13 protein-coding genes and 1 pseudogene are annotated in these 19254 nt (G+C 42.5%); 5 read left to right on the top strand and 9 right to left on the bottom strand.

The window, feature by feature from the left end; genetic code table 11:
* Positions 1–55 precede the first annotated feature (55 nt).
* The gene (gene rho / locus ODOSP_RS00850) at positions 56–1951 is read right to left on the bottom strand and encodes a transcription termination factor Rho (protein WP_013610531.1); all 1896 of its coding nucleotides are present in this window, start codon (positions 1949–1951) and stop codon (positions 56–58) included.
* A 252-nt stretch (positions 1952–2203) separates the two neighbouring features.
* Between rho and ODOSP_RS00845 the strand changes: the two genes are divergently transcribed.
* Positions 2204–2395 carry a Sec-independent protein translocase subunit TatA/TatB gene (locus ODOSP_RS00845; RefSeq protein ID WP_013610530.1) on the top strand — a complete coding sequence of 64 codons (192 nt, stop codon included), beginning with the start codon at positions 2204–2206 and terminating at the stop codon, positions 2393–2395.
* Positions 2396–2413: 18 nt separating this feature from the next.
* Positions 2414–3211, top strand: a complete 798-nt coding sequence (tatC, locus tag ODOSP_RS00840) for a twin-arginine translocase subunit TatC (protein WP_013610529.1) — start codon at positions 2414–2416, stop codon at positions 3209–3211.
* Between the two features lie 91 nt (positions 3212–3302).
* On the opposite strand, the gene ODOSP_RS00835 is transcribed toward tatC, so the two are convergent.
* The 3 genes from ODOSP_RS00835 to ODOSP_RS00825 form a co-directional block, all read right to left on the bottom strand.
* Positions 3303–4463, bottom strand: coding sequence for an MFS transporter (locus tag ODOSP_RS00835; RefSeq protein ID WP_013610528.1), 1161 nt, complete (start codon positions 4461–4463; stop codon positions 3303–3305).
* Positions 4464–4540: 77 nt separating this feature from the next.
* Complete coding sequence (locus ODOSP_RS00830) at positions 4541–6007, bottom strand: glycoside hydrolase family 125 protein (RefSeq protein ID WP_013610527.1); 1467 nt, start codon at positions 6005–6007, stop codon at positions 4541–4543.
* 193 nt (positions 6008–6200) lie between these two features.
* Positions 6201–7301: a glycoside hydrolase family 43 protein gene (locus tag ODOSP_RS00825; protein WP_013610526.1), complete on the bottom strand. Its 1101-nt coding sequence runs from the start codon at positions 7299–7301 to the stop codon at positions 6201–6203.
* A gap of 269 nt (positions 7302–7570) precedes the next feature.
* On the opposite strand from ODOSP_RS00825, the gene ODOSP_RS00820 reads away from it, so the two are divergent.
* A complete protein-coding gene (locus ODOSP_RS00820; RefSeq protein ID WP_013610525.1) occupies positions 7571–11593 on the top strand; it encodes a hybrid sensor histidine kinase/response regulator in 4023 nt (1340 codons plus the stop codon).
* A gap of 49 nt (positions 11594–11642) precedes the next feature.
* Here ODOSP_RS00820 and ODOSP_RS20365 read toward each other — a convergent pair whose 3' ends face one another.
* Complete coding sequence (locus tag ODOSP_RS20365) at positions 11643–11774, bottom strand: hypothetical protein (protein ID WP_259306029.1); 132 nt, start codon at positions 11772–11774, stop codon at positions 11643–11645.
* A 141-nt stretch (positions 11775–11915) separates the two neighbouring features.
* Here ODOSP_RS20365 and ODOSP_RS00810 point away from each other — a divergent pair, with 141 nt between their 5' ends.
* On the top strand, positions 11916–12878 hold the full coding sequence (locus tag ODOSP_RS00810) for an ROK family protein (RefSeq protein WP_013610524.1): 963 nt from the start codon (positions 11916–11918) through the stop codon (positions 12876–12878).
* A 348-nt stretch (positions 12879–13226) separates the two neighbouring features.
* On the opposite strand, the gene ODOSP_RS00800 is transcribed toward ODOSP_RS00810, so the two are convergent.
* Together ODOSP_RS00800 and ODOSP_RS00795 are read right to left on the bottom strand one after the other, a co-directional pair.
* Positions 13227–13919: a hypothetical protein gene (locus tag ODOSP_RS00800; RefSeq protein ID WP_013610522.1), complete on the bottom strand. Its 693-nt coding sequence runs from the start codon at positions 13917–13919 to the stop codon at positions 13227–13229.
* A gap of 815 nt (positions 13920–14734) precedes the next feature.
* Positions 14735–15115, bottom strand: a pseudogene (locus ODOSP_RS00795) (DUF1793 domain-containing protein); the annotation flags it as partial.
* Between the two features lie 83 nt (positions 15116–15198).
* On the opposite strand from ODOSP_RS00795, the gene ODOSP_RS00790 reads away from it, so the two are divergent.
* Complete coding sequence (locus ODOSP_RS00790) at positions 15199–15738, top strand: hypothetical protein (protein WP_013610521.1); 540 nt, start codon at positions 15199–15201, stop codon at positions 15736–15738.
* A 24-nt stretch (positions 15739–15762) separates the two neighbouring features.
* Here the strand turns inward: ODOSP_RS00790 and ODOSP_RS00785 are convergent, their stop codons facing one another.
* Together ODOSP_RS00785 and ODOSP_RS00780 are read right to left on the bottom strand one after the other, a co-directional pair.
* Positions 15763–18309 carry a zinc-dependent metalloprotease gene (locus ODOSP_RS00785; protein WP_013610520.1) on the bottom strand — a complete coding sequence of 849 codons (2547 nt, stop codon included), beginning with the start codon at positions 18307–18309 and terminating at the stop codon, positions 15763–15765.
* A gap of 13 nt (positions 18310–18322) precedes the next feature.
* Positions 18323–19210: a hypothetical protein gene (locus tag ODOSP_RS00780; RefSeq protein WP_013610519.1), complete on the bottom strand. Its 888-nt coding sequence runs from the start codon at positions 19208–19210 to the stop codon at positions 18323–18325.
* Between the last annotated feature and the right edge of the window lie 44 nt (positions 19211–19254).

Below are 19254 nucleotides of genomic sequence, written 5' to 3'. Positions count from 1 at the left end.
AAAGAAGGCATCCTTTTCAGACACCTTCTTTTAAAAAAGTATTGAAATTAATTTCTTATTTATCATTCATCGAAATCAGGAATTCCTCGTTCGATTTTGTTTTTTCAAGCCGATCTTTCACAAACTGCATTGCTTCCACAGAGTTCATATCGGTCAGGTAGTTTCTCAGAATCCAGATGCGGTTGAGGGTATATTCCTCGAGCAACAAATCTTCGCGACGAGTGCTGGAAGCAGTAATATCCACAGCCGGATAAATCCGTTTATTGGAAAGCTTACGATCCAATTGCAATTCCATATTACCGGTACCTTTAAATTCTTCGAAAATCACATCGTCCATCTTCGAGCCGGTCTCGGTCAAAGCCGTAGCTAAAATAGTCAGCGATCCACCGCCCTCAATATTCCGGGCAGCTCCGAAGAAGCGTTTCGGTTTATGCAAAGCGTTGGCATCTACACCACCGGAAAGAACTTTACCGGAAGCGGGCGATACCGTATTGTAAGCACGTGCCAAACGGGTGATAGAATCCAGCAGGATCACCACATCATGTCCGCATTCCACCATTCTTTTGGCTTTTTCCAAAACGATATTGGCCACCTTGACGTGTCTTTCTGCCGGTTCGTCGAAAGTAGAAGAAATGACTTCGGCTCTTACGCTCCGTGCCATGTCTGTTACTTCCTCAGGACGTTCATCGATCAACAGGATGATCAGATAAACTTCGGGGTGATTCGCAGCGATCGCGTTGGCAATCTCTTTCAGCAATACGGTTTTACCGGTTTTAGGCTGAGCGACGATCAGACCGCGCTGTCCTTTACCGATCGGAGCGAACATATCTACAACTCGGGTAGAAATGGTAGCTTTTCCATTACCGGTAATATTGAATTTCTCATTCGGAAACAGAGGAGTCAGGTGATCGAAAGGAATACGATCCCGGACTGCATCGGGAGTTTTCCCGTTTATTTTTTCCACCTTGATCAAAGGAAAATACTTCTCTCCTTCTTTCGGCGGCCGTACCGTTCCTTCTACGGTATCTCCGGTTTGCAAACCGAACAACTTGATCTGGCTTTGCGAAACATAGATATCATCGGGAGAGTTAAGGTAATTGTAATCCGAGGAACGCAAAAAGCCATATCCATCGGGCATAATTTCCAATACACCCGAATTCAGAATAATACCTTCGAATTCATAATATTTATCGCGCTTATCAAACCGCATCCGGTTCGGATTAGTATTTCCGTTTCCATTTCCAATCGCAGGTTCCTGACGGTTTTCCTCATACCGGTTTTCCTGTACTTCTACTAATTCCGGTTGTATCGTATCGTTTTCGCGTTCACCTTGGTAATCGTAATTTTCTTTATCGAATTCTTCTTCGATCACATCTCCGAAATCCAGATCTTTTTCTATGATATCCTCATGTACAAAACGATTAGCCCGCTCTTTTGGGGGATTATTCTGAGGCTTCCGGGCAAATTCTTTACGTCCTCCGCTCCATTTTTCTTCGCGGTTATTTTGATTCTGCCGGAAATCTTCGCGGCGGCGTTCTTCTTTTTTAGGTTCTTCCTGTTTTAGAGTTTCCTTTTTTACTTCTTCACGCAGCGGTTCCTCGTTCTTTATCTCTTCGCTTTTCACCTCTTCCTTCTTTACTTCTCCTTTTTTCTTCTCTTCGCGACGGGCGAATTTTTGTACCCCACCTTTAGAGTCACCTACTTTCTCTACTCCGGGACGAACTACCCGGATTCTCGGTTTTTTCTCTCTTTTTTCAACCGGAGCAGCGGCTTCGGGAGCAGCAGGCTCTACAACAGGTTCAGACTGAGCAGCCACTAAAGCCTGCTGATCCAATATTTTATAGATTAGTTCTTGTTTTTTATAAGACTCTACTCTTTTGATATTTAACGTTTTAGCAATCTGCCGCAAATCTGCCAGCAATTTGTCATTTAGTTCCAGAATGTCATACATAGAAATGATGCTATGGATTTTATTGATTTGTAAGTATAATCATCCGCACAGAGTCGGATGGAATTGAAATATATTGCAAAAATAGAAATAAAATCAATATCTCCCAAAAATTATTTCATAAACTTTAGCATGGAGTATAGCAATTGAATCACGATCTCTTATTCGTAATGAACAAAAATAGTTCTAAAATAACCATAAGCTTAGAAAAATCCGGGAGAAATCATTAAATTTGTGCGATAAATAAATTAAAAAATGGAAAGATTATTGATTTTTGGTTTGGGTGGACAAGAAATTCTTTTTATTGCGTTGATTGTGTTGTTACTTTTCGGAGGCCGGAAAATACCTGAATTGATGAAAGGTTTGGGGAAAGGAGTAAAAAGTTTCAAAGACGGCATGAATGGCGTTGAAAATGATTTGAATCCCGATAATAACGATAAAAAGTAATTCTCAACTTTTAAAAGCATGCAGGAAGCAAATGAGAAAGAGATGACTTTCTGGGATCATTTGGATGAACTCAGAAAGGTATTTTTTCGTATTGCCATAGCCGTTATCCTTTTGGCTTGTATAGCTTTTCTGAATAAAGAATTACTTTTCGATATCGTCCTGGCTCCACAGCAGTCGGATTTTATTCTCTATCGTTTTTTCAACCGACTGGCGGCCGATTTTTCCATGCCTTCCCTGCAAGTAGAAGACTTTCATGTAGAGCTGATCAATATCCAGTTGACCTCACAATTCATGATTCATATGAGCACTGCGTTTTATGCCGGTTTGTTGCTCGCTTCTCCTTACATCATTTATTTGTTGTTCGGTTTTATCAGTCCGGCCCTACATGAAGCCGAACGTAAAACCTGCCTGAAAATTATGATTCCGGGGTTTTTCCTATTTATTACCGGCATCTTGCTCAATTATTTCGTGATCTTTCCGCTTTCTTTCCGTTTTTTGGCAACCTATCAGGTCAGTGAACTTGTAGTCAATAAAATATCGATCTCTTCCTACATCAGCAGTTTTACCATGCTCTCGTTATTGCTGGGAGCAGCTTTTGAAATCCCTATTATCGCTTATTTTTTGTCTAAATTAGGACTGATCACCGCTCCCATGCTGAAACAATACCGGAAATATGCTTTAGTGGGTATCCTGGTCATAGCAGCGATCATCACCCCAACTTCGGATGTCTTCACTTTATTACTGGTCTCTATACCTCTCTATTTCCTATATGAACTCAGTATTCAAGTGGTAGGCAGAAGCCGGAAGAAAAAATAGAGAGCGGCAGACTCCTCCTGTAAATAAAAAGTCCTGAAGAATCTTCAATTCTCCAGGACTTTTAGTTAAAAGCCATTCAATAATATTCAACTTATTTCTTAGCTACTTTAATTCCATAAGAACAGAATAACAGGTAAGCAGTACAAATAGCAATAATAGTAACTGAACCACCTTGTCCGCCGACAGCATCGGCACAGATCCCCATCAATGGAGGAGCGATAGCACCACCGGCAACCCCCGTAATCATCAAACCGGAAATTTCGTTCGCTTTTTCGGGACGTGCCTGAATAGCCATAGAATAAACCACGGCGAAGATACTGGAAGCCGCGAAAGCGATAATACAAACCAAAGTAAGAATTGCAGCCTGGCCGGTAGCGAACCACAACCCACAAACCGCAATCATAGCAATGATCATATTGATCCGGAAATAGCCTCTTTCAGATAATTTGGCCAACAGGAAAGCACCACAAAAAGTACCTATCGTACGTGCAGCAAAATACCAACTTGTACCGTATCCTGCACTTTCGGTAGAAATCCCCGGAACTCGTTCGAGTAACAATTTCGGAGTCAATGTATTCATTCCCACGTCCAAGCCAACGACACACAAAATACCAAAAAATAACAATAAAATTTTATTATCTCCCAGCAATTTTAAAGTTGCAGGAAAAGAGGAGGTTTCTCCTTCGACCTTCTCTCTCTGAATCGGAGTCAGGAACAACCAAGCGGAGGAAATCAAAGTAACCACGGCATAAATCGGGAACATCAGCGCCCAGTTTCCTAAAGCAGCCGAACAATATCCAGCCAAAAGCGGTCCGACAAAGGAAGAAATGGCTTTTACAAACTGCCCTGCCGTCAAACTACTGGTCAACCCTTTTCCCTGTACAACGTTCGCCAATAACGGATTCAAAGATACCTGCAGAATGGTATTACCGATTCCCAATAAGGCAAACGCAACATAACAGGAGGTTTCACTGAAATCAATGAAAGGCAATACCATGCCGGCGAAAGTGAACAGCATACTCAATAATACTGTATTTTTTCGTCCTATCCGGTTCATTAACATGGCTGTAGGTACAGACAAGATAAAAAACCACAAAAATACCATTGACGGCAAAAAGCCGGCTTGTGTTTCGGTCCACTGGAACTGCTCCTTCGCATAAGTTACAGAAATCCCCACCAAATCACAGAATCCCATAATGAAAAAACCGAACATTACGGGCAAGATGTAAATAAACTTGTTCTTTTGTTCCATTCTGTTAAAAATTAAGTGTAGTTTCAAATTTTATCCCCCTATTTCCTATACCGGAATACAGGGATAAGTATTTGGTTTTATAGATTATTCAGTAGTGAAATCTTTTTATTCTCCACCAGGTTCACAATCAATTCCCCGAACAAGGTATTCGTCCAGGCGAACCAATGCCGGGTGAATTTAGTCGGATTATCTTTGTGGAAAGATTCGTGCATAAATCCGGTACCACCGTCTGTATCTCTCAGCATCCGGATACATTGACGTATTTCACCGTCATTGTCCGCAGTAAATGCACGCATAATAATACTCATCGGCCAAATCATATCGTAACCGATATGAGGGCCACCGATTCCTTCGCCTGCTTTTCCTTTGAAAAAGAAAGGATTATCCTGACTCCAGACCAATTTACGGGTATTCCGGTAAACCGGATCTTTCGCAGAGATAGTTTTCAGGTAGGGCATCGCCAGCAAACTAGGCACATTGGCATCGTCCATAAAGTAGTTGTTACCGAAGCCATCGATCTCGAAGGGATATACTTTCCCATATTTCGGATGGTTTACGATAGCATATTTATGGATAGCGGCCTGCACTTCGTCGGCCAAAGCCATACACTGTGAAGCAAAAGTACTGTCACCCGACACCTTATTCGAAATCTCGGCCAATTGTTTCAATGAGGCAACGGCAAACATATTCGAAGGAATAAGGAAACCGAAAGTCGTTGCATCATCCGAAGGCCGGAAAGAAGAAACGATCAATCCCACCGGATTGACAGGGTTTCCCCAACCGTCATTATTCAAGGTATCCAGTTGTCGTTCGGTCTTCCGTTGGAATTTATAAGGTCCGTGTCCGTCTTTCCGCTGTTGTTCCTTAAACGTTTGCAGCACCAACGCCATCGATTTTTTCCATTCCTGATCGAAAACACTGGTATCACCGGTCACTTTCCAATATTGATAAGCCAGCCGGATCGGATAGCACAGGGAATCGATTTCCCACTTCCGTTCGTGCACATACGGCTTCATCTCGGTAAGGTCGGTCGCCCATTCGCTCGATTCCGCTCCATGAGTAAAACCGTTGGCATAACGGTCGATCTGGATTAACTTGGTCTGCCGATTAATCACTCCTGCAATCAACAGACGTAATTGTTCATCTTTCTTACACAAAGCTACATATGGCCACACCTGTGCTCCTGAATCCCTCAACCACATGGCATCGATATCTCCTGTAATCACGAAAGTATCGGGTTTACCGTCGATCATCTTAAAATTAACAGTAGTATCCAATGTATTCGGGAAACAATTTTCAAACATCCAGGCCAGTTTCGGATCTTTCAATTTCTTTTTCGTTCCGGCGATCACTTCTTCAACGGCCTTTGAAGTAAAATGACGTTCTTCGGGTTTCGGACGTTGGCATACATAACCGTCGGCAGCTGCAGAAGCACCGCTTCCCTGTCCGTTATTTCCCATCATAGCCTTCAAAGGGGAACCACTCATCGCCGCAGCAGCTATAGCCAAGCCGCTTTTCTTAATAAAATCTCTCCTTGTTACCATATGTAAAAATTATAATTCAAAATACACCAATCAAACGATGGCGAAAGATATTCAAAAAAAAGTTAGAAATACAATCTTTCTATATTTTTTAAAACATATTTTGTATATTCATCTCCCTGAACAACCACACCTCTACGGTTCTGATTTCCAAAATTATTCTACACTTATTCTATATTTCGCCCCCGACGTTCACTCATAAACCCGAAGGTTTATTCAAGCGGACAGAAAGCGGTAGAGGTACACCTAAATAAGGTATTCCGTCCTTATCCCATTCGATCTTTTGCAAACGGGGTGTTCTGGAATCCCGGGAACCGGCAGGGTCGTTTTCTACACTTCGGGCGTCGTATAAAAGATAATCCTCTTTCCCGTCAGGTGAAGGGATAAAACTGACATGTCCCGGTCCGTATACCTTATTTTCCGGACACTGTTTAAACACAGGGCGGGTTGATTTCGTCCAGGAATCCGGATCCAGCAAATCGCTGTCGGCATCGGCCATCAACATTCCTACCGCATAAAAACAAGTCCAGGTACCACTGGCAGAATAAAAGATGAAAATCTTATCCCCTTTCCGGCTTTTATAAAACTGAGGGGATTCGTTCACATAAATCGTATATGCCGTTTTACTTCCATCCGGATTGATCCATTGGCGTTCCCATTCGAACTCGGGCTTCGAAAGTAAAACCCGGTCGGATTCCAGGGTCCAGGGATTTTTCATCTTAGCGATATAAATGCATTGGTGTTCGGTACTCACCCGACGGGACTGCCAACCGGACCAGGTCATATACCATTCTCCCCGGTGTTCGAAGACATTCGGATGGATCGCCCAATTGTTATTCTTATCCGTACTGATCCGTCCTTTCAACTCGAATTCACCTTCGAAAGGATCTGCCGAACTATTCTCCAATACGAATAATTGATGATTATCCATATTATCGTCGGAAGCAGCATAATACACATACCATTTGCCTGCAATGGGATGAATTTCAGGTCCCCACAGATGATGAGCATTAGACGGATCTTTCGGTATCCAGATCACTTTATGCTCCGCATGTTCCAAATCCGTAATATCCCGGGTACGCCACAATTCCAACCGATCGACCGCCTCCTGCATGTAATAATACCAACCATCGTAATAATTCGCCCAACATTGAGCACCTTCCGTTTTCAGCGGATTTACAAATGTATTTTCTTGCTGTATATTCTCCTCCTCTTTTTTTTCAGACTTTTTATCCCGGCAAGCTCCTAGCATTACCATAGCCAGAAAAAAAATCAATACATTTTTTATTCTTTTCATCTTTTTACTAATTTTTATTGCAGCTATTGTATATTACAAAGTAATCTATTTTTTTTAAAGGAAAATAGCAATCTCTATTCTTTTTTTTACAAAATCTGACCATGCACACGTTTGTATAAAATACATAATCTACTAAATACCAACAGATTAACTAAATATATCCGACTCTAAAAATCAAAGAATAAATAGAGAACAATTTCCTGCTCTTGCAGAATCCAAAATCAATTGTTTACTTTGTAAAAACAGTTTTAAACCACTAAGATGTACCTATGAAAATCATACTTAGTTTGTTTTTCGTGCTTTTACATTCCGTACTATCTTATGCTTACAATCAATTTTCTTTTGTCAAGTATCAGGTAGAAAACGGACTGTCTCACAATACAGTATGGTATACAATACAGGATCATCAAGGTTTTATGTGGTTCGGTACCAGTGACGGTTTGAACCGTTTCGACGGGAAAAACTTCAAAATTTTCCGCCACATCCCGAAAGACAGTACTTCTTTGGGAAATAATATTGTCCGGACCATTTTCGAAGATGAAAGACAAAATCTTTGGGTAGGTACAAACCGGGGAATATACATTTTCAATTCACAGCAGGAAGAGTTTGAATTTTTCGACAATAAAACGGAAGACGGAGTATTAATCAGTAGTAATGTTTACGATATAGAGCAGAGCCACGACGGCTCAATCTGGATAGCTACTTTCGGACAGGGATTGTTTATCTATACTCCCCAGACCAACACTCTGATTCAAAATACACAACATTCTTCTTTTATCAAATCCATTACCTCCTCCGGTTCAGGGGATATGTACATCGGCACCCGGCAGGAAGGAATCATTTGTTTCGCCCCTAACGGAATCTATAAACGTTCCTTTTCTCCCGACCTCCAGACTACGGAGCAAAATAACGAAACCAATGCACTTTATTACTACAACGATACCTTATGGTTCAGTCTCGGCACCAACAGCCTGAACATGCTGGATTTGAAAAGTAATCGAATACATACTTTCCCCACTCAGTTCGGCACGACCAATGTGACCAATATCCGTAGTATTCTTGTGTATTCGGATACCGAATTACTCGTAGGAGCGGACAACGGGCTGTACCTTTTCAACCGGACGACCCACCAGTTTTTACGAATGGACGATCCTTCGAATCCGAAAAGTCTGAGTGATCAGTCTATTTTCAATATCTTCAAAGACCGGGAAGGCGGTATCTGGATTTCCACCAACCTGGGAGGGGTGAATTATCTGCCCCGTAACCTGAAACCTTTCCAATCTTATTTTCCCCGTTATCAATCGGGATCTATCTCCGGTAAAGCCATCAGTGAATTTTGTGAAGATGCACAGGGAAATATCTGGATAGCTACAGAAGACGGTGGTTTGAACTATTTGAACACGAAAACAAACCAGATTAAGAGCTATCTGCCGGGAGCCCGGGGAGCCAGTATCAGCTATCACAATATCCATGCTTTATTCCTCGACGGCCCGAAATTATGGATAGGCACTTTTTCAAGAGGCCTGGACATCCTGGATCTTACCACCGGACGGGTCGTCAATCATCAGCATACGCGCGGAGATATCCGAACCATCAGTGACAACAGTATTTACTCCATATACAAAGACCGGGAAGGTACTATCCTGATCGGAACAGCCTGGGGATTAAACCGTTACAATTCATCCACCGGGGATTTTTCACTCATCACCGATGTCGGAACCACTTCCCACATCTACGACATCCTGGAAGACAGCAGAAACAATCTGTGGATTGCGACTTATAATACCGGCCTTTTCCGCTATCATTACCCGGATAAGAGCTGGACACATTACAACTATAACCCCGACCAAAAAGGATCTGTAACCAGTAACAGTATCATCACCATTTTCGAAGACAGCCGGCAGAACATCTGGTTCGGGACAGAAGGAGCCGGTTTGTGTACATTCGATTACGACACCGAAACTTTTGCTTCTTTCGATCCGGAAAACCAGGTATTGCCTAATCCGGTGGTTTATGCCATCGAAGAAGATAAAGCCGGAAATTTATGGATAGCCGGAAATGCCGGATTATTATCGATCAATCCTCAGACCCGGAAATGGAAACTATATACGCAAGCCGACGGGTTGCAAAGTAACCAGTTCAATTTCCATTCTTCCCTGCATGCTCACGACGACAAGCTCTATTTCGGCGGAATCAACGGATTCAACTGTTTCTATCCCGAAGATTTCCGGGAAAATACTTATATACCGGAAGTAGTCATCACCCGGTTCAGCCTTTTCAATCAGGAAATAGGGCCCGATACTCCTGACTCCCCTTTATCCCGGTCCATTACTCAAACTTCTGCGATTACGCTGCCCTACGATCAGAATACCTTCAGTTTTACTTTTGCTTCCCTCAGTTATCAGGCTCCGGACAAGAATGAATATGCCTATATGCTGGAAGGAGTCGATAAAGAATGGATCTATACCGATGGTAAAAATGAAGCCTCATACACCAACCTCCAACCGGGAGATTATGTTTTTCGGGTGAAAGGTTCGAACAACGACGGCTTATGGAATACCGAAGGTTCCTCGATCAGTTTACAGATTCTTCCCCCTTTCTGGAAAAGCAGCTGGGCTTATCTGTTTTATACCATTTTAATCTTATTCCTGGGAGTTATGACTTTCAGATCCTGGTCCAAGCGGGTGAAGAAGCAACACGAAGAATTACTGAAACAATACAGACAACAACAGGAAAAAGAAACCTATCAAACCAAAATAAACTTTTTCACTCAAGTAGCCCATGAAATCCGTACTCCGTTAAGTTTGATCAAAATGCCTCTGGAAAGTATTATCCAATCCGGCGACGGCAATGAAGAGACGAGGAAATACCTCACTACCATGAATCAAAACACGGACCTTTTACTCAACCTGATCAACCAACTGCTGGATTTCAGGAAAACAGAGACAAATGAATTCAAACTCAAACTGAGAAAATACAATTTAAACGAATTACTTCACAACATAGTAAGTCGTTTTGCCCCGGCAGCCCAGTTAAAAAATATCGCCCTGGATGTCCAATTGCCCGTAACTCCTTATATCGGCTGTGCGGATGAAGAAGCACTGACAAAGATCATCAGCAATCTCTTGAGCAATGCCCTGAAATATGCCCACGATAAGATCGGAGTGACATTACAAACCGAGCAGGAATATTTCGAGATCCGGGTATCCGACAACGGTCCGGGCATTCCCCGTTCGGACAGGAAAAGAATTTTTGAAATCTTCTATCAAACGGACAACAGCCGGGGCGGAACCGGAATCGGCCTGCCTTTAGCCAAGTTGCTGGCAGAAAAACATGGCGGCAGACTTTATCTGGACGAACAAACACAGAAAACTACATTTATTATCCATATTCCTCTGTTGCAAGAAAATACCCAAGAAGACGATCAGGTAAAACTGGAACTGTTGACCTCTCCGGTAAGCGATACGGGCAAAGAACTCCAGACTCTTGAAGGGAAAGGCAGCTATAGTATTCTTTTAACAGAAGACAACACCGAATTGCTGAGCCTGACAGCCGAACAATTGAATAAATATTACCGCATCCTGATGGCCCGGAACGGGAAAGAGGCACTCGCCATTCTAAAGGAAACAAACGTCGATCTGGTAGTCAGCGATATCATGATGCCGGAGATGGACGGTTACAGCCTGTGTGAAAGTATCAAGAACAACCCTCAATATTGTCACATTCCGGTTATCCTTTTAACCGCCAAGACTACGACCGACGATAAAATCAAAGGACTTCAATACGGCTCGGACGCTTACATCGAAAAACCTTTCTCTGTACAACATTTGAAGACTCAAATAGACAATCTGTTGCAAAACCGTCAGAAACTACGGAAACTTTTCGCTTCTTCACCTTTGGTTACAGCCGAAACGATGGCTATTTCGCCCAAAGACAAAGAATTTATCGAACGTCTGGATACCGAAATTCAAAAGAACCTGCAGGAACCTACTTTCTCTATCGACACACTGGCAGAAATCATGTGTATGAGCCGTTCGAATTTCTATCGGAAAATCAAAGGAATTTCAGGTATGTCGCCCAACGACTACCTGAAGACAATCCGTTTGAAGATGGCTGCCGAATTGCTTTTACAACAAGAATACCGGATCAACGAAATCTACGAATTGGTCGGGTTCAGTTCTTCTTCTTATTTCACGAAATGTTTTAAAGAACAATTCGGAGTTCCCCCGAAAGAATTTTTGAATAATGCTAAAAACAATGCCGGAAATAAATCGTCAGAAATAGTAACATGAACATGAAAATCAGTTGATTTTCTATCGTTGCAATCCTTTTTTACAGTCTTCAGCCCATGTCCGGCAGGATATTCCGGTCAATCTGTTCATCGGCACTTCCGGATACAACGGTCAGGTAGATCCGGAGCAAACCGACAGAGGGAAAAACTTTCACTCTCAAAGTCGAAAGCCGGCATTCCATAGAGGTTCTTATCCGGAAAATAGAACCGAACGGGTTACGAATCGACAATTTCCAGCTCGAAAATGCCGAAATTGTCCGGGGAGGAGAATTGATTTTTAAATATTAGGGCTATATTTGCACTACTAATTAAATCACAAGATCATGAAAAAAGACGTCGCTTTAGGGATTGACATCGGTGGTACCAACACCGCTTTTGGTTTTATCGACAGAGAAGGGAACTACCTTACAGAAGGGAACATCCCGACAGCTAAACATGAAGATATCAACGATTATCTGAAAGAATTATATCTGGAAATCGAAAAAGTACTGGATCCTATCCGCCAGGAAGTCAACTTTGTAGGAATCGGAATCGGAGCACCCAATGGTAATTACTTCAAAGGAGCGATCGAATTTGCACCGAACCTGCCTTGGCACGATGTCATTCCTTTGTGCGATATGATGAAAGAATACTATCCCGAACTGCCGGTTTATCTGAACAACGACGCCAAAGCTGCAGCTATCGGTGAAATGATTTACGGCGGTGCCCAAGGGATGAAAAATTTCATCATGGTCACTTTAGGTACCGGTCTGGGTAGTGGATTCGTAGTCAACGGCGAATTGGTTTACGGACACGACGGCTTTGCCGGAGAACTCGGTCATACCATCGTTTCTCCCAACGGCCGCCAATGTGGTTGCGGACGTAGCGGTTGTCTGGAGACCTATGTATCTGCCACGGGAGTAAAACGCACCGCTTATAAAATGATGGCTAAATATAACTATCCGAGCGAATTGAGATCCATCCCTTTCAATGAAATGAATGCGAAAATCGTAAGCGAAGCTGCACAAAAAGGCGATATGATCGCTATCAATACTTTCAAATATACCGGAAAAATGCTGGGTGAAGCTTTGGCCAACGCCGTTGCCATCACCAGCCCAGAAGCCATCTTCCTGATGGGAGGCCTGGCCAAAGCCGGCGACCTGCTTTTCGAACCGGTAAAAGATCATATGGAAATGAATCTTTTGAAGATTTATAGCAATAAAGTCAAAATCTTACCTTCTAAACTGACTAAGAATGTCGCCATTTACGGAGCTGCTGCTTTAGTCTGGAAAGAGCTGGAAAAATAAACTTCGAATCCTGCGGGTCAGGCTAAAACCTACCCGCAGGATTTTAATAATCAATCGAATAACCATAGCAAGGCAATTATAAGTAACCACTTCAACACCTTTTCCTCCCAATCTGTTTCCCTGCATTTCCCCCTATAACGATAGACAATCTGTATCTCTGTTATTGTTGAATTTTGCTTTTGTCGTTTTATTCCGGCCATATTCCTCAGACTTTGAATTGCAATTACAGTCGTCATTCTACTACTGTAATAATAATACAAAAATATACGACAAGTATAATCGTTATCATAGTGTACGGCCACATAATTTTCCCCTATATCCCCCCTATTCATTCTCAAAAGCTTACAATCAACTATTTTTCTTTCGCAGATAAGCGATCAGGCTTTGGCGTAATTCGTCCATAAATTTAGTCAGCTGTTCTCTCTCCTTCAATTGGTACATCAGCGAATCATAATTAGCCGGGAAATCGAGTCCCAGACAATCGGCCAAAAAACGCACCGTACCGATTTGTGTGACACTTTTACTATCACCTTCCAATTTTCCGGAAGCCAGCAAAGACAACGAAAGTTCCAACAATTCTGTCGGAGTCAATCTCAATTTATACTCCTGTTTCAGAAACGATTCGCGACAATAAAACAATTTTTGCTGACGTTCCAGGGAGGTATGCTGTAAAATCAGATAACGGGCGATCGTTTCCCGGGTAACTGCAGGCAAATCGTTCAGGGCAAGCAGGGCTCCCTGCTCGCGGATTGTCAGATACCGATGGGTCCAGCCAAAATTGTCGTCATAACGATACAATTGATTAAACTGGTTAAAGCGTTCCATAATCACTTTCATCAACACCGGATCTTTACCGGCCCGTTCGACCCAATCCGCTAAAAACGAAGTGCACATAATCTCCCCGATCATCAAATGACTGTTAAAGTCACTTATACTCCGGGCTTCATTAAACCAAACCTGATCTGTTTCCTCTTTATGAATAGTCACATCGGCATGCATAAGATTCTGCAAATAGACCAGTACTAAATTTAAAACTTCCATCTGAGTGTTCCTGAATATTCTCCTGAGATAACTTATGATGTCGTTTACCCCGGTAAACGACATTGTCATACCTCCAAAAGAATTCAAATTTATCGTACCGGAAAGTTTAGTTTATAAAATCTATAAAGTTCATAGCCCCTACGACACTTTTCAACAATCCCCAGCGATGTCATCCCGAACAAAATTCCGAAAGATACTATACCGGAGTCGATGAACTTTAAGTGCCGAAGCACAACTTTATAAACTTAAAAAACTAAATTAAAACGGCACGTTTTAATCATTTTTCAAGTAATCTTTTTGCCGACTTAGAAAAAACGCTTCCCTCCGAACTGATGGAATAAACACCCTCAGCCTACAACTATACAACAGTTGCAAATTTAATAGAAATATTCCTATTAACAATAAATAATATAAAATTCAATTACAAAATTTCTGATTCTCTCAAAATGATTTACACAACCTAGTGTAATTAGTATATAAAAAGCTTATTAAGTCTTTGAACCTTGCTGATACTTTTTTACAGCTGTTGAAACGAATGACCGGAACCGGAGGTTTCGTCAAGAGGATAGCGACAGAGACCAGAAACTTTATAAACCGATTTAAACCAACTTCTATTTCAGCTTCATTCCCCGGATAACAAAAGTTTTATCACACATTCTTCCTTAATTTACGGGTAATTGGAAATCTATATCTCGCTACCGATACATCGTTCGTACAATTACTAGCAGATGTCGGTATAAACAGAAAAAGGTCCCCGGAAAATTGCACCAATCCCCAGGAACCCTTTCTCAAATTAGGATAACACAAAAAGTTCTTTATTTCATCAGCTCCTTTTTCAACATCGGCATAAAATAACCACCGACAACAGAACGAGCCTGGAATCCGACCTGTTTAGCATCGGGTGTTTCGTGCCAATCGCTGATAGGCACACGGCTGCCCGTTTCGTTCGCATATTTATACACCGGAGCGATAAATTTCTGCATCGTCACAACATCCGGTGCCATCGTAGCCGTCCACATGATCCAATCGGATTTCGTATACGTACGGCGAGAATCCAAAGGTAATCCATAAAGATTCTGTTTGGTGAGATAATAAGCGATCTCTTTCTGAGCGACTTCTTTCGGAAAGATATTCAATCCCAGTAATTCATCCCATACCAGGTTGTATTTCTGACTCCAGGTACCGGCTTTATCGAAGATAAATATCCGGCCGGCCGTTCTGATCCCCTCTTCTGACGGAAAGGAAGTGGACTCCGGGATTCAAAATATCTATCCGCTAAATGACACTTTGTTATTTCTGGCTCATCGTATTTCCCGGTTTTCAGATATACTCTATTCTTTATACAATTTACATACCGAAACAGGAAATTCCCGAGAATTATTTGGCGAACCGGAAAACTAAAAATAATACACAATTACAGGAGGAGTGGATAAGACGCAAATATGTGGTGCCTGTAAACATTATGGAAAGTGAGAATAATCTGATTGTTGAAAATGCGATAGGTGGAAAAAATTATTATCTGTTTTGGAATAAGAATAGCCGGCAGGGCATTTTTGCCGAAATCAATTCCGTTGACCCGAATATCGTCCCCATGCTTATTGTTAGAGGAATGTCTCAGGATATATGTGTCGAATGGTGGGAAGTCATGCTAATCAAAGCAAGGTGTGAATACCTTGAGAATCAGGGACAGATTGTTCAAGACCCACTCAAACGACTTAATGAACAATTGAACGAAAACGATAATCCGGTAATTATTTTGAATTATCTGAAAAAAGATAGGTTTTGGGATTCCGGGACAGACCTTTCGTCCCGAAAATAGGACGAAAGGTCCGTCCCGGAATCCCTATTTTAGGACACTATTCAATTCGAAGTACAAATAATCATAATGCACTTTGTCGTCTCCCGAAGCAGAATGGCGTCTATTCTTCAGTAGCTCTTTCAGTTTTACCAATTGCCCGTAATACAAAGTTTTAGAACTGATCCCCAAATCCGATATTTTGGTATTGGCAGACATTTGCCGGGCATGCCGGTGATACTCGTAGCCATAACACGGCAAATGGTCTTCAGTCAATAATTCCAAAGAGAGCCCTTTCGACTTCTCCGCATCCTTCGTGAGTTCCAGTTCTTTTAACAAATATTGCACATAAGCGTATTGCAGGTTACGGTCGTAATAATCCAAGGCTTTCCCTTGTTCGGTCTTATTCCATACCCCCTGATACAAATCGTTCAGGTATTCCTTCTGGGTATAAGGCCGCTCGGAATATTTGGCATTCATGCCCACTTTTCCGAGTGTAGAACTGTTCAATAGATTACGAAGCAGATTTGCCTGCAAATTAGCGACCATATCATTATTCGGTTCGAAAAGGGTCATAATTTCTTTCTTCGCCATCCATTTGGGTTGTTCTTTAAATTCGTCGAAGAAAAATTTCACGACCTCTTTCTGTTTCTCCCTGGACACGGGTACAAATCCTTTCTGCTCATCTCCGGCTACCGGATGGTTGAGATACAGCCCTCCGATGTAGGCCATACAATGTCCCATATACCTTTGGTATTGTTTGGTCAGTTCGTAATATAACTCACTGGTCTGATCATAAGGCCGATTTTCAATTGCACTCCATTCCACCAGATGGTCCATGATATACCGCAGGTTCTTAATCCCATACCGGCTGGCTTTCACCGCATCGTCCCCGAGCGATTCCGACTGGGAAGCGGGATCCAGGGTTCCCAGGATTTGCTGTTCACCATAGGTATACATCGGGTCGCCCGCTTTTTCCTGAATCCATTTATTCAGAGTAGCATATTCGTCGGCCGGTGTTTCGGCATCGTAAATCGGAGCATATCCCAATTTGATCATAAAGATATCGTACACACCCAACAGGGGCGGAATCAAGCGTACATTTTTATCTTCAGGCTGTGCCACATAATTATTCCGGGCGTAATCCATGATAGAAGTCGTCGTTCCGTATTTTGCAGTAAAAGCGGGGGAACGGAGCGAATCCACCGGTATCGAATAAGAAGCCCTCATATTATGCATCAATCCCAGCGTATGTCCGATTTCGTGTGAGGCGACATAGCGCAGGCTCGCTCCCATCGTTTCTTCGTCGAAAACGGCAGCCCGGGCTTTCGGATCGACCTGAGCTGTCTGAACAAACTTCCAGTTGTGCAACAATTTCAACACATCGTGATACATATACACCGATGCCTGAATAATTTCACCTGAACGGGGATCGGTCCAGGACGGTCCCATCGCATTGGCCACCGTCGTCGTCGCATAGCGGAAACAGGAATAACGGATATCGTCGGGATCGAAATCGGGATCATCGGTCGGGAAATCACGGGCAACGATAGCGTTTTTGAAACCGATCGCTTCGAAAGCAGGTTGCCAGTCCTCGATACCCAATTTGATATATTTTTTCCATTTAGCCGGCAGGGCGTTATCCACATAAAAAACAATCGGTTTAGCCGGCTCTACCAATTCCCCTTTTTTATACCGTTCCAGTTCTTCGGGTTTAGGTTCCAAACGCCAGCGATTGACATAAGCGATCTTCTCGCTCTGATCTTTTTCGGTGGAATACAACACTTTCCGATCGGAGAAATACCCCATCCGGGGATCGAGTAAACGAGGCCGCATCGGCTCATCCGGCAGCTGTATCATCGACAAATGGACGACAGCCGTAAAAGGAGTACCGTTGACCGTATAGGCCACCCGGCTTTTTACAGAAATATTCTGCGGGAAAGCCTTGAAATCGAGGATCGACGACAGATCGGCCTTAAAAACCCCTTTCATCTTTTTCATACCGAACAAAGCATCGAAGGGAGAGGCAGGAATAAAAGGACTTACCGGCCGTTCGTCGGCACAAAACAATTTAGTGGCATCGATCACCATCGCACTCGAATCTTTACTGAATGCTTTGATCGGAAAAGCCCGGATGACCGGTTTCAGATTGTTCCGTTCCATAGATATTGCAATCGGTTCGTTTTCATCACATACCGATCTGCTGATCACATTATGGAGATAGACTTTTTCCTCATCGCAGCTCCATTCCACCAGCATCGGATCCTGAGGCATCTGTCCGGCCACCACATCCTTATTGTCGCTGATCTCCGCCACCCTACCGGCGAACAACATCGGTTTTCCCATCAACTTCACCGGTATTTCCATATAGAATGTACTTTTCACCATATGTAAGGTGATCAGTCCCTTCTTCGTGCGGGCTTCTTTAGTAATCACCTTATCATAGCTTTTGTCCTCCGTTTTTTCTTTCTTCAAGGCGTCGGCCAAAGCCGGAGTCGTCTCTTGCTTTTTACGTTTCTTCTTAAAATCATTGGCATTGGCCGATAAACATACAGCCAATAAAAGAATCACGAAATAAAAAAATCTGTTTTTCATACTTCTCGTTTTATTAATATTGATCATTTCCTATTGCCTGAATATCCACTCCATACACTTCTTTCAGTTGATTTACCAATAAATGGTATTTATCTTTCAGCCGATCGTACGGAGCGATCAATGCCTCCATTTCCGCGGTTGTATGGGTCGTAACCATATCGATAAATTGATTGATATCCAGCGTTTTGTTAGGAGCCATACAGTAGTTGGTCCCACTATCGGCCGTCCGGTCACGGTCCCAGAATCCATATTTCTTCATATCGATCTCATCGGGTTTGAGCCCGCTATTCCCATCCACCAACTTCAGATTTCCCCCGTAATAATCCTCGCTGATGTTCCAGAAAGCTTCGGGAAGATCCATCATTTCATTATTGTATAAAAAATTCGCCCAGAAAGCAGCCTGTACCTTTCCTCTCAATTCAAACAGGCTATCGGCCGGAATCTCACCTATCCCGTTACGGATTCGACCGATTCCCAGAAAACTCAGGCCTGCTGTCGCCGGTTCATCCGGGTACCATACACCATTTTTAAGCACTTGCACTGAATCGGCCAGTAAAATCTTGAAGGGGAAATAATGTTTTTTAAAATCATCGGTATAATATTGGAACAAAACGTTGTCCAAATAGGCCAAACCTTCGTTCAAAGTAACCTTATCCGTTTGTTTTATCAATTCCACATCCAATACGGTACTCATATTCCATCGATAATCGACTTCCTCATAATCATATAAAATAAATACACCGTAGTCATGATAAAACCCATAAATAAAGTGATCCAGGGGGTCTTCACTATCTTCCACCTTGTACTTGGGCTCGTCTTCTTCGCCCTCGATATTCTCCTCTTTATAACAGGAACTCAGGAAAACACCTAACAGAATATATATCAACCATCTAGTTTTCATAACAATTATCGTTTTAAGTTAAAGGTTTCATTGTCGAGACTCAT

The sequence above is a fragment of the Odoribacter splanchnicus DSM 20712 genome, assembly GCF_000190535.1.
Lineage (GTDB): Bacteria > Bacteroidota > Bacteroidia > Bacteroidales > Marinifilaceae > Odoribacter > Odoribacter splanchnicus.
Note: the sequence above shows the minus strand (reverse complement) of the source record. Positions and strands in the feature narration are given on the sequence as shown.

Bases quoted from the DNA above. Each gene is read 5' to 3' on its own strand.
- ODOSP_RS00785 (WP_013610520.1), bottom strand. From the start codon at position 18,309: ATGAAAAACAGATTTTTTTATTTCGTGATTCTTTTATTGGCTGTATGT.
- ODOSP_RS00800 (WP_013610522.1), bottom strand. From the start codon at position 13,919: ATGGAAGTTTTAAATTTAGTACTGGTCTATTTGCAGAATCTTATGCAT.
- ODOSP_RS00835 (WP_013610528.1), bottom strand. From the start codon at position 4,463: ATGGAACAAAAGAACAAGTTTATTTACATCTTGCCCGTAATGTTCGGT.
- ODOSP_RS00810 (WP_013610524.1), top strand. From the start codon at position 11,916: ATGAAAAAAGACGTCGCTTTAGGGATTGACATCGGTGGTACCAACACC.
- tatC (WP_013610529.1), top strand. From the start codon at position 2,414: ATGCAGGAAGCAAATGAGAAAGAGATGACTTTCTGGGATCATTTGGAT.
- ODOSP_RS00790 (WP_013610521.1), top strand. From the start codon at position 15,199: ATGACACTTTGTTATTTCTGGCTCATCGTATTTCCCGGTTTTCAGATA.
- ODOSP_RS00830 (WP_013610527.1), bottom strand. From the start codon at position 6,007: ATGGTAACAAGGAGAGATTTTATTAAGAAAAGCGGCTTGGCTATAGCT.
- rho (WP_013610531.1), bottom strand. From the start codon at position 1,951: ATGTATGACATTCTGGAACTAAATGACAAATTGCTGGCAGATTTGCGG.
- ODOSP_RS20365 (WP_259306029.1), bottom strand. From the start codon at position 11,774: ATGGAATGCCGGCTTTCGACTTTGAGAGTGAAAGTTTTTCCCTCTGTC.
- ODOSP_RS00820 (WP_013610525.1), top strand. From the start codon at position 7,571: ATGAAAATCATACTTAGTTTGTTTTTCGTGCTTTTACATTCCGTACTA.
- ODOSP_RS00845 (WP_013610530.1), top strand. From the start codon at position 2,204: ATGGAAAGATTATTGATTTTTGGTTTGGGTGGACAAGAAATTCTTTTT.
- ODOSP_RS00780 (WP_013610519.1), bottom strand. From the start codon at position 19,210: ATGAAAACTAGATGGTTGATATATATTCTGTTAGGTGTTTTCCTGAGT.
- ODOSP_RS00825 (WP_013610526.1), bottom strand. From the start codon at position 7,301: ATGAAAAGAATAAAAAATGTATTGATTTTTTTTCTGGCTATGGTAATG.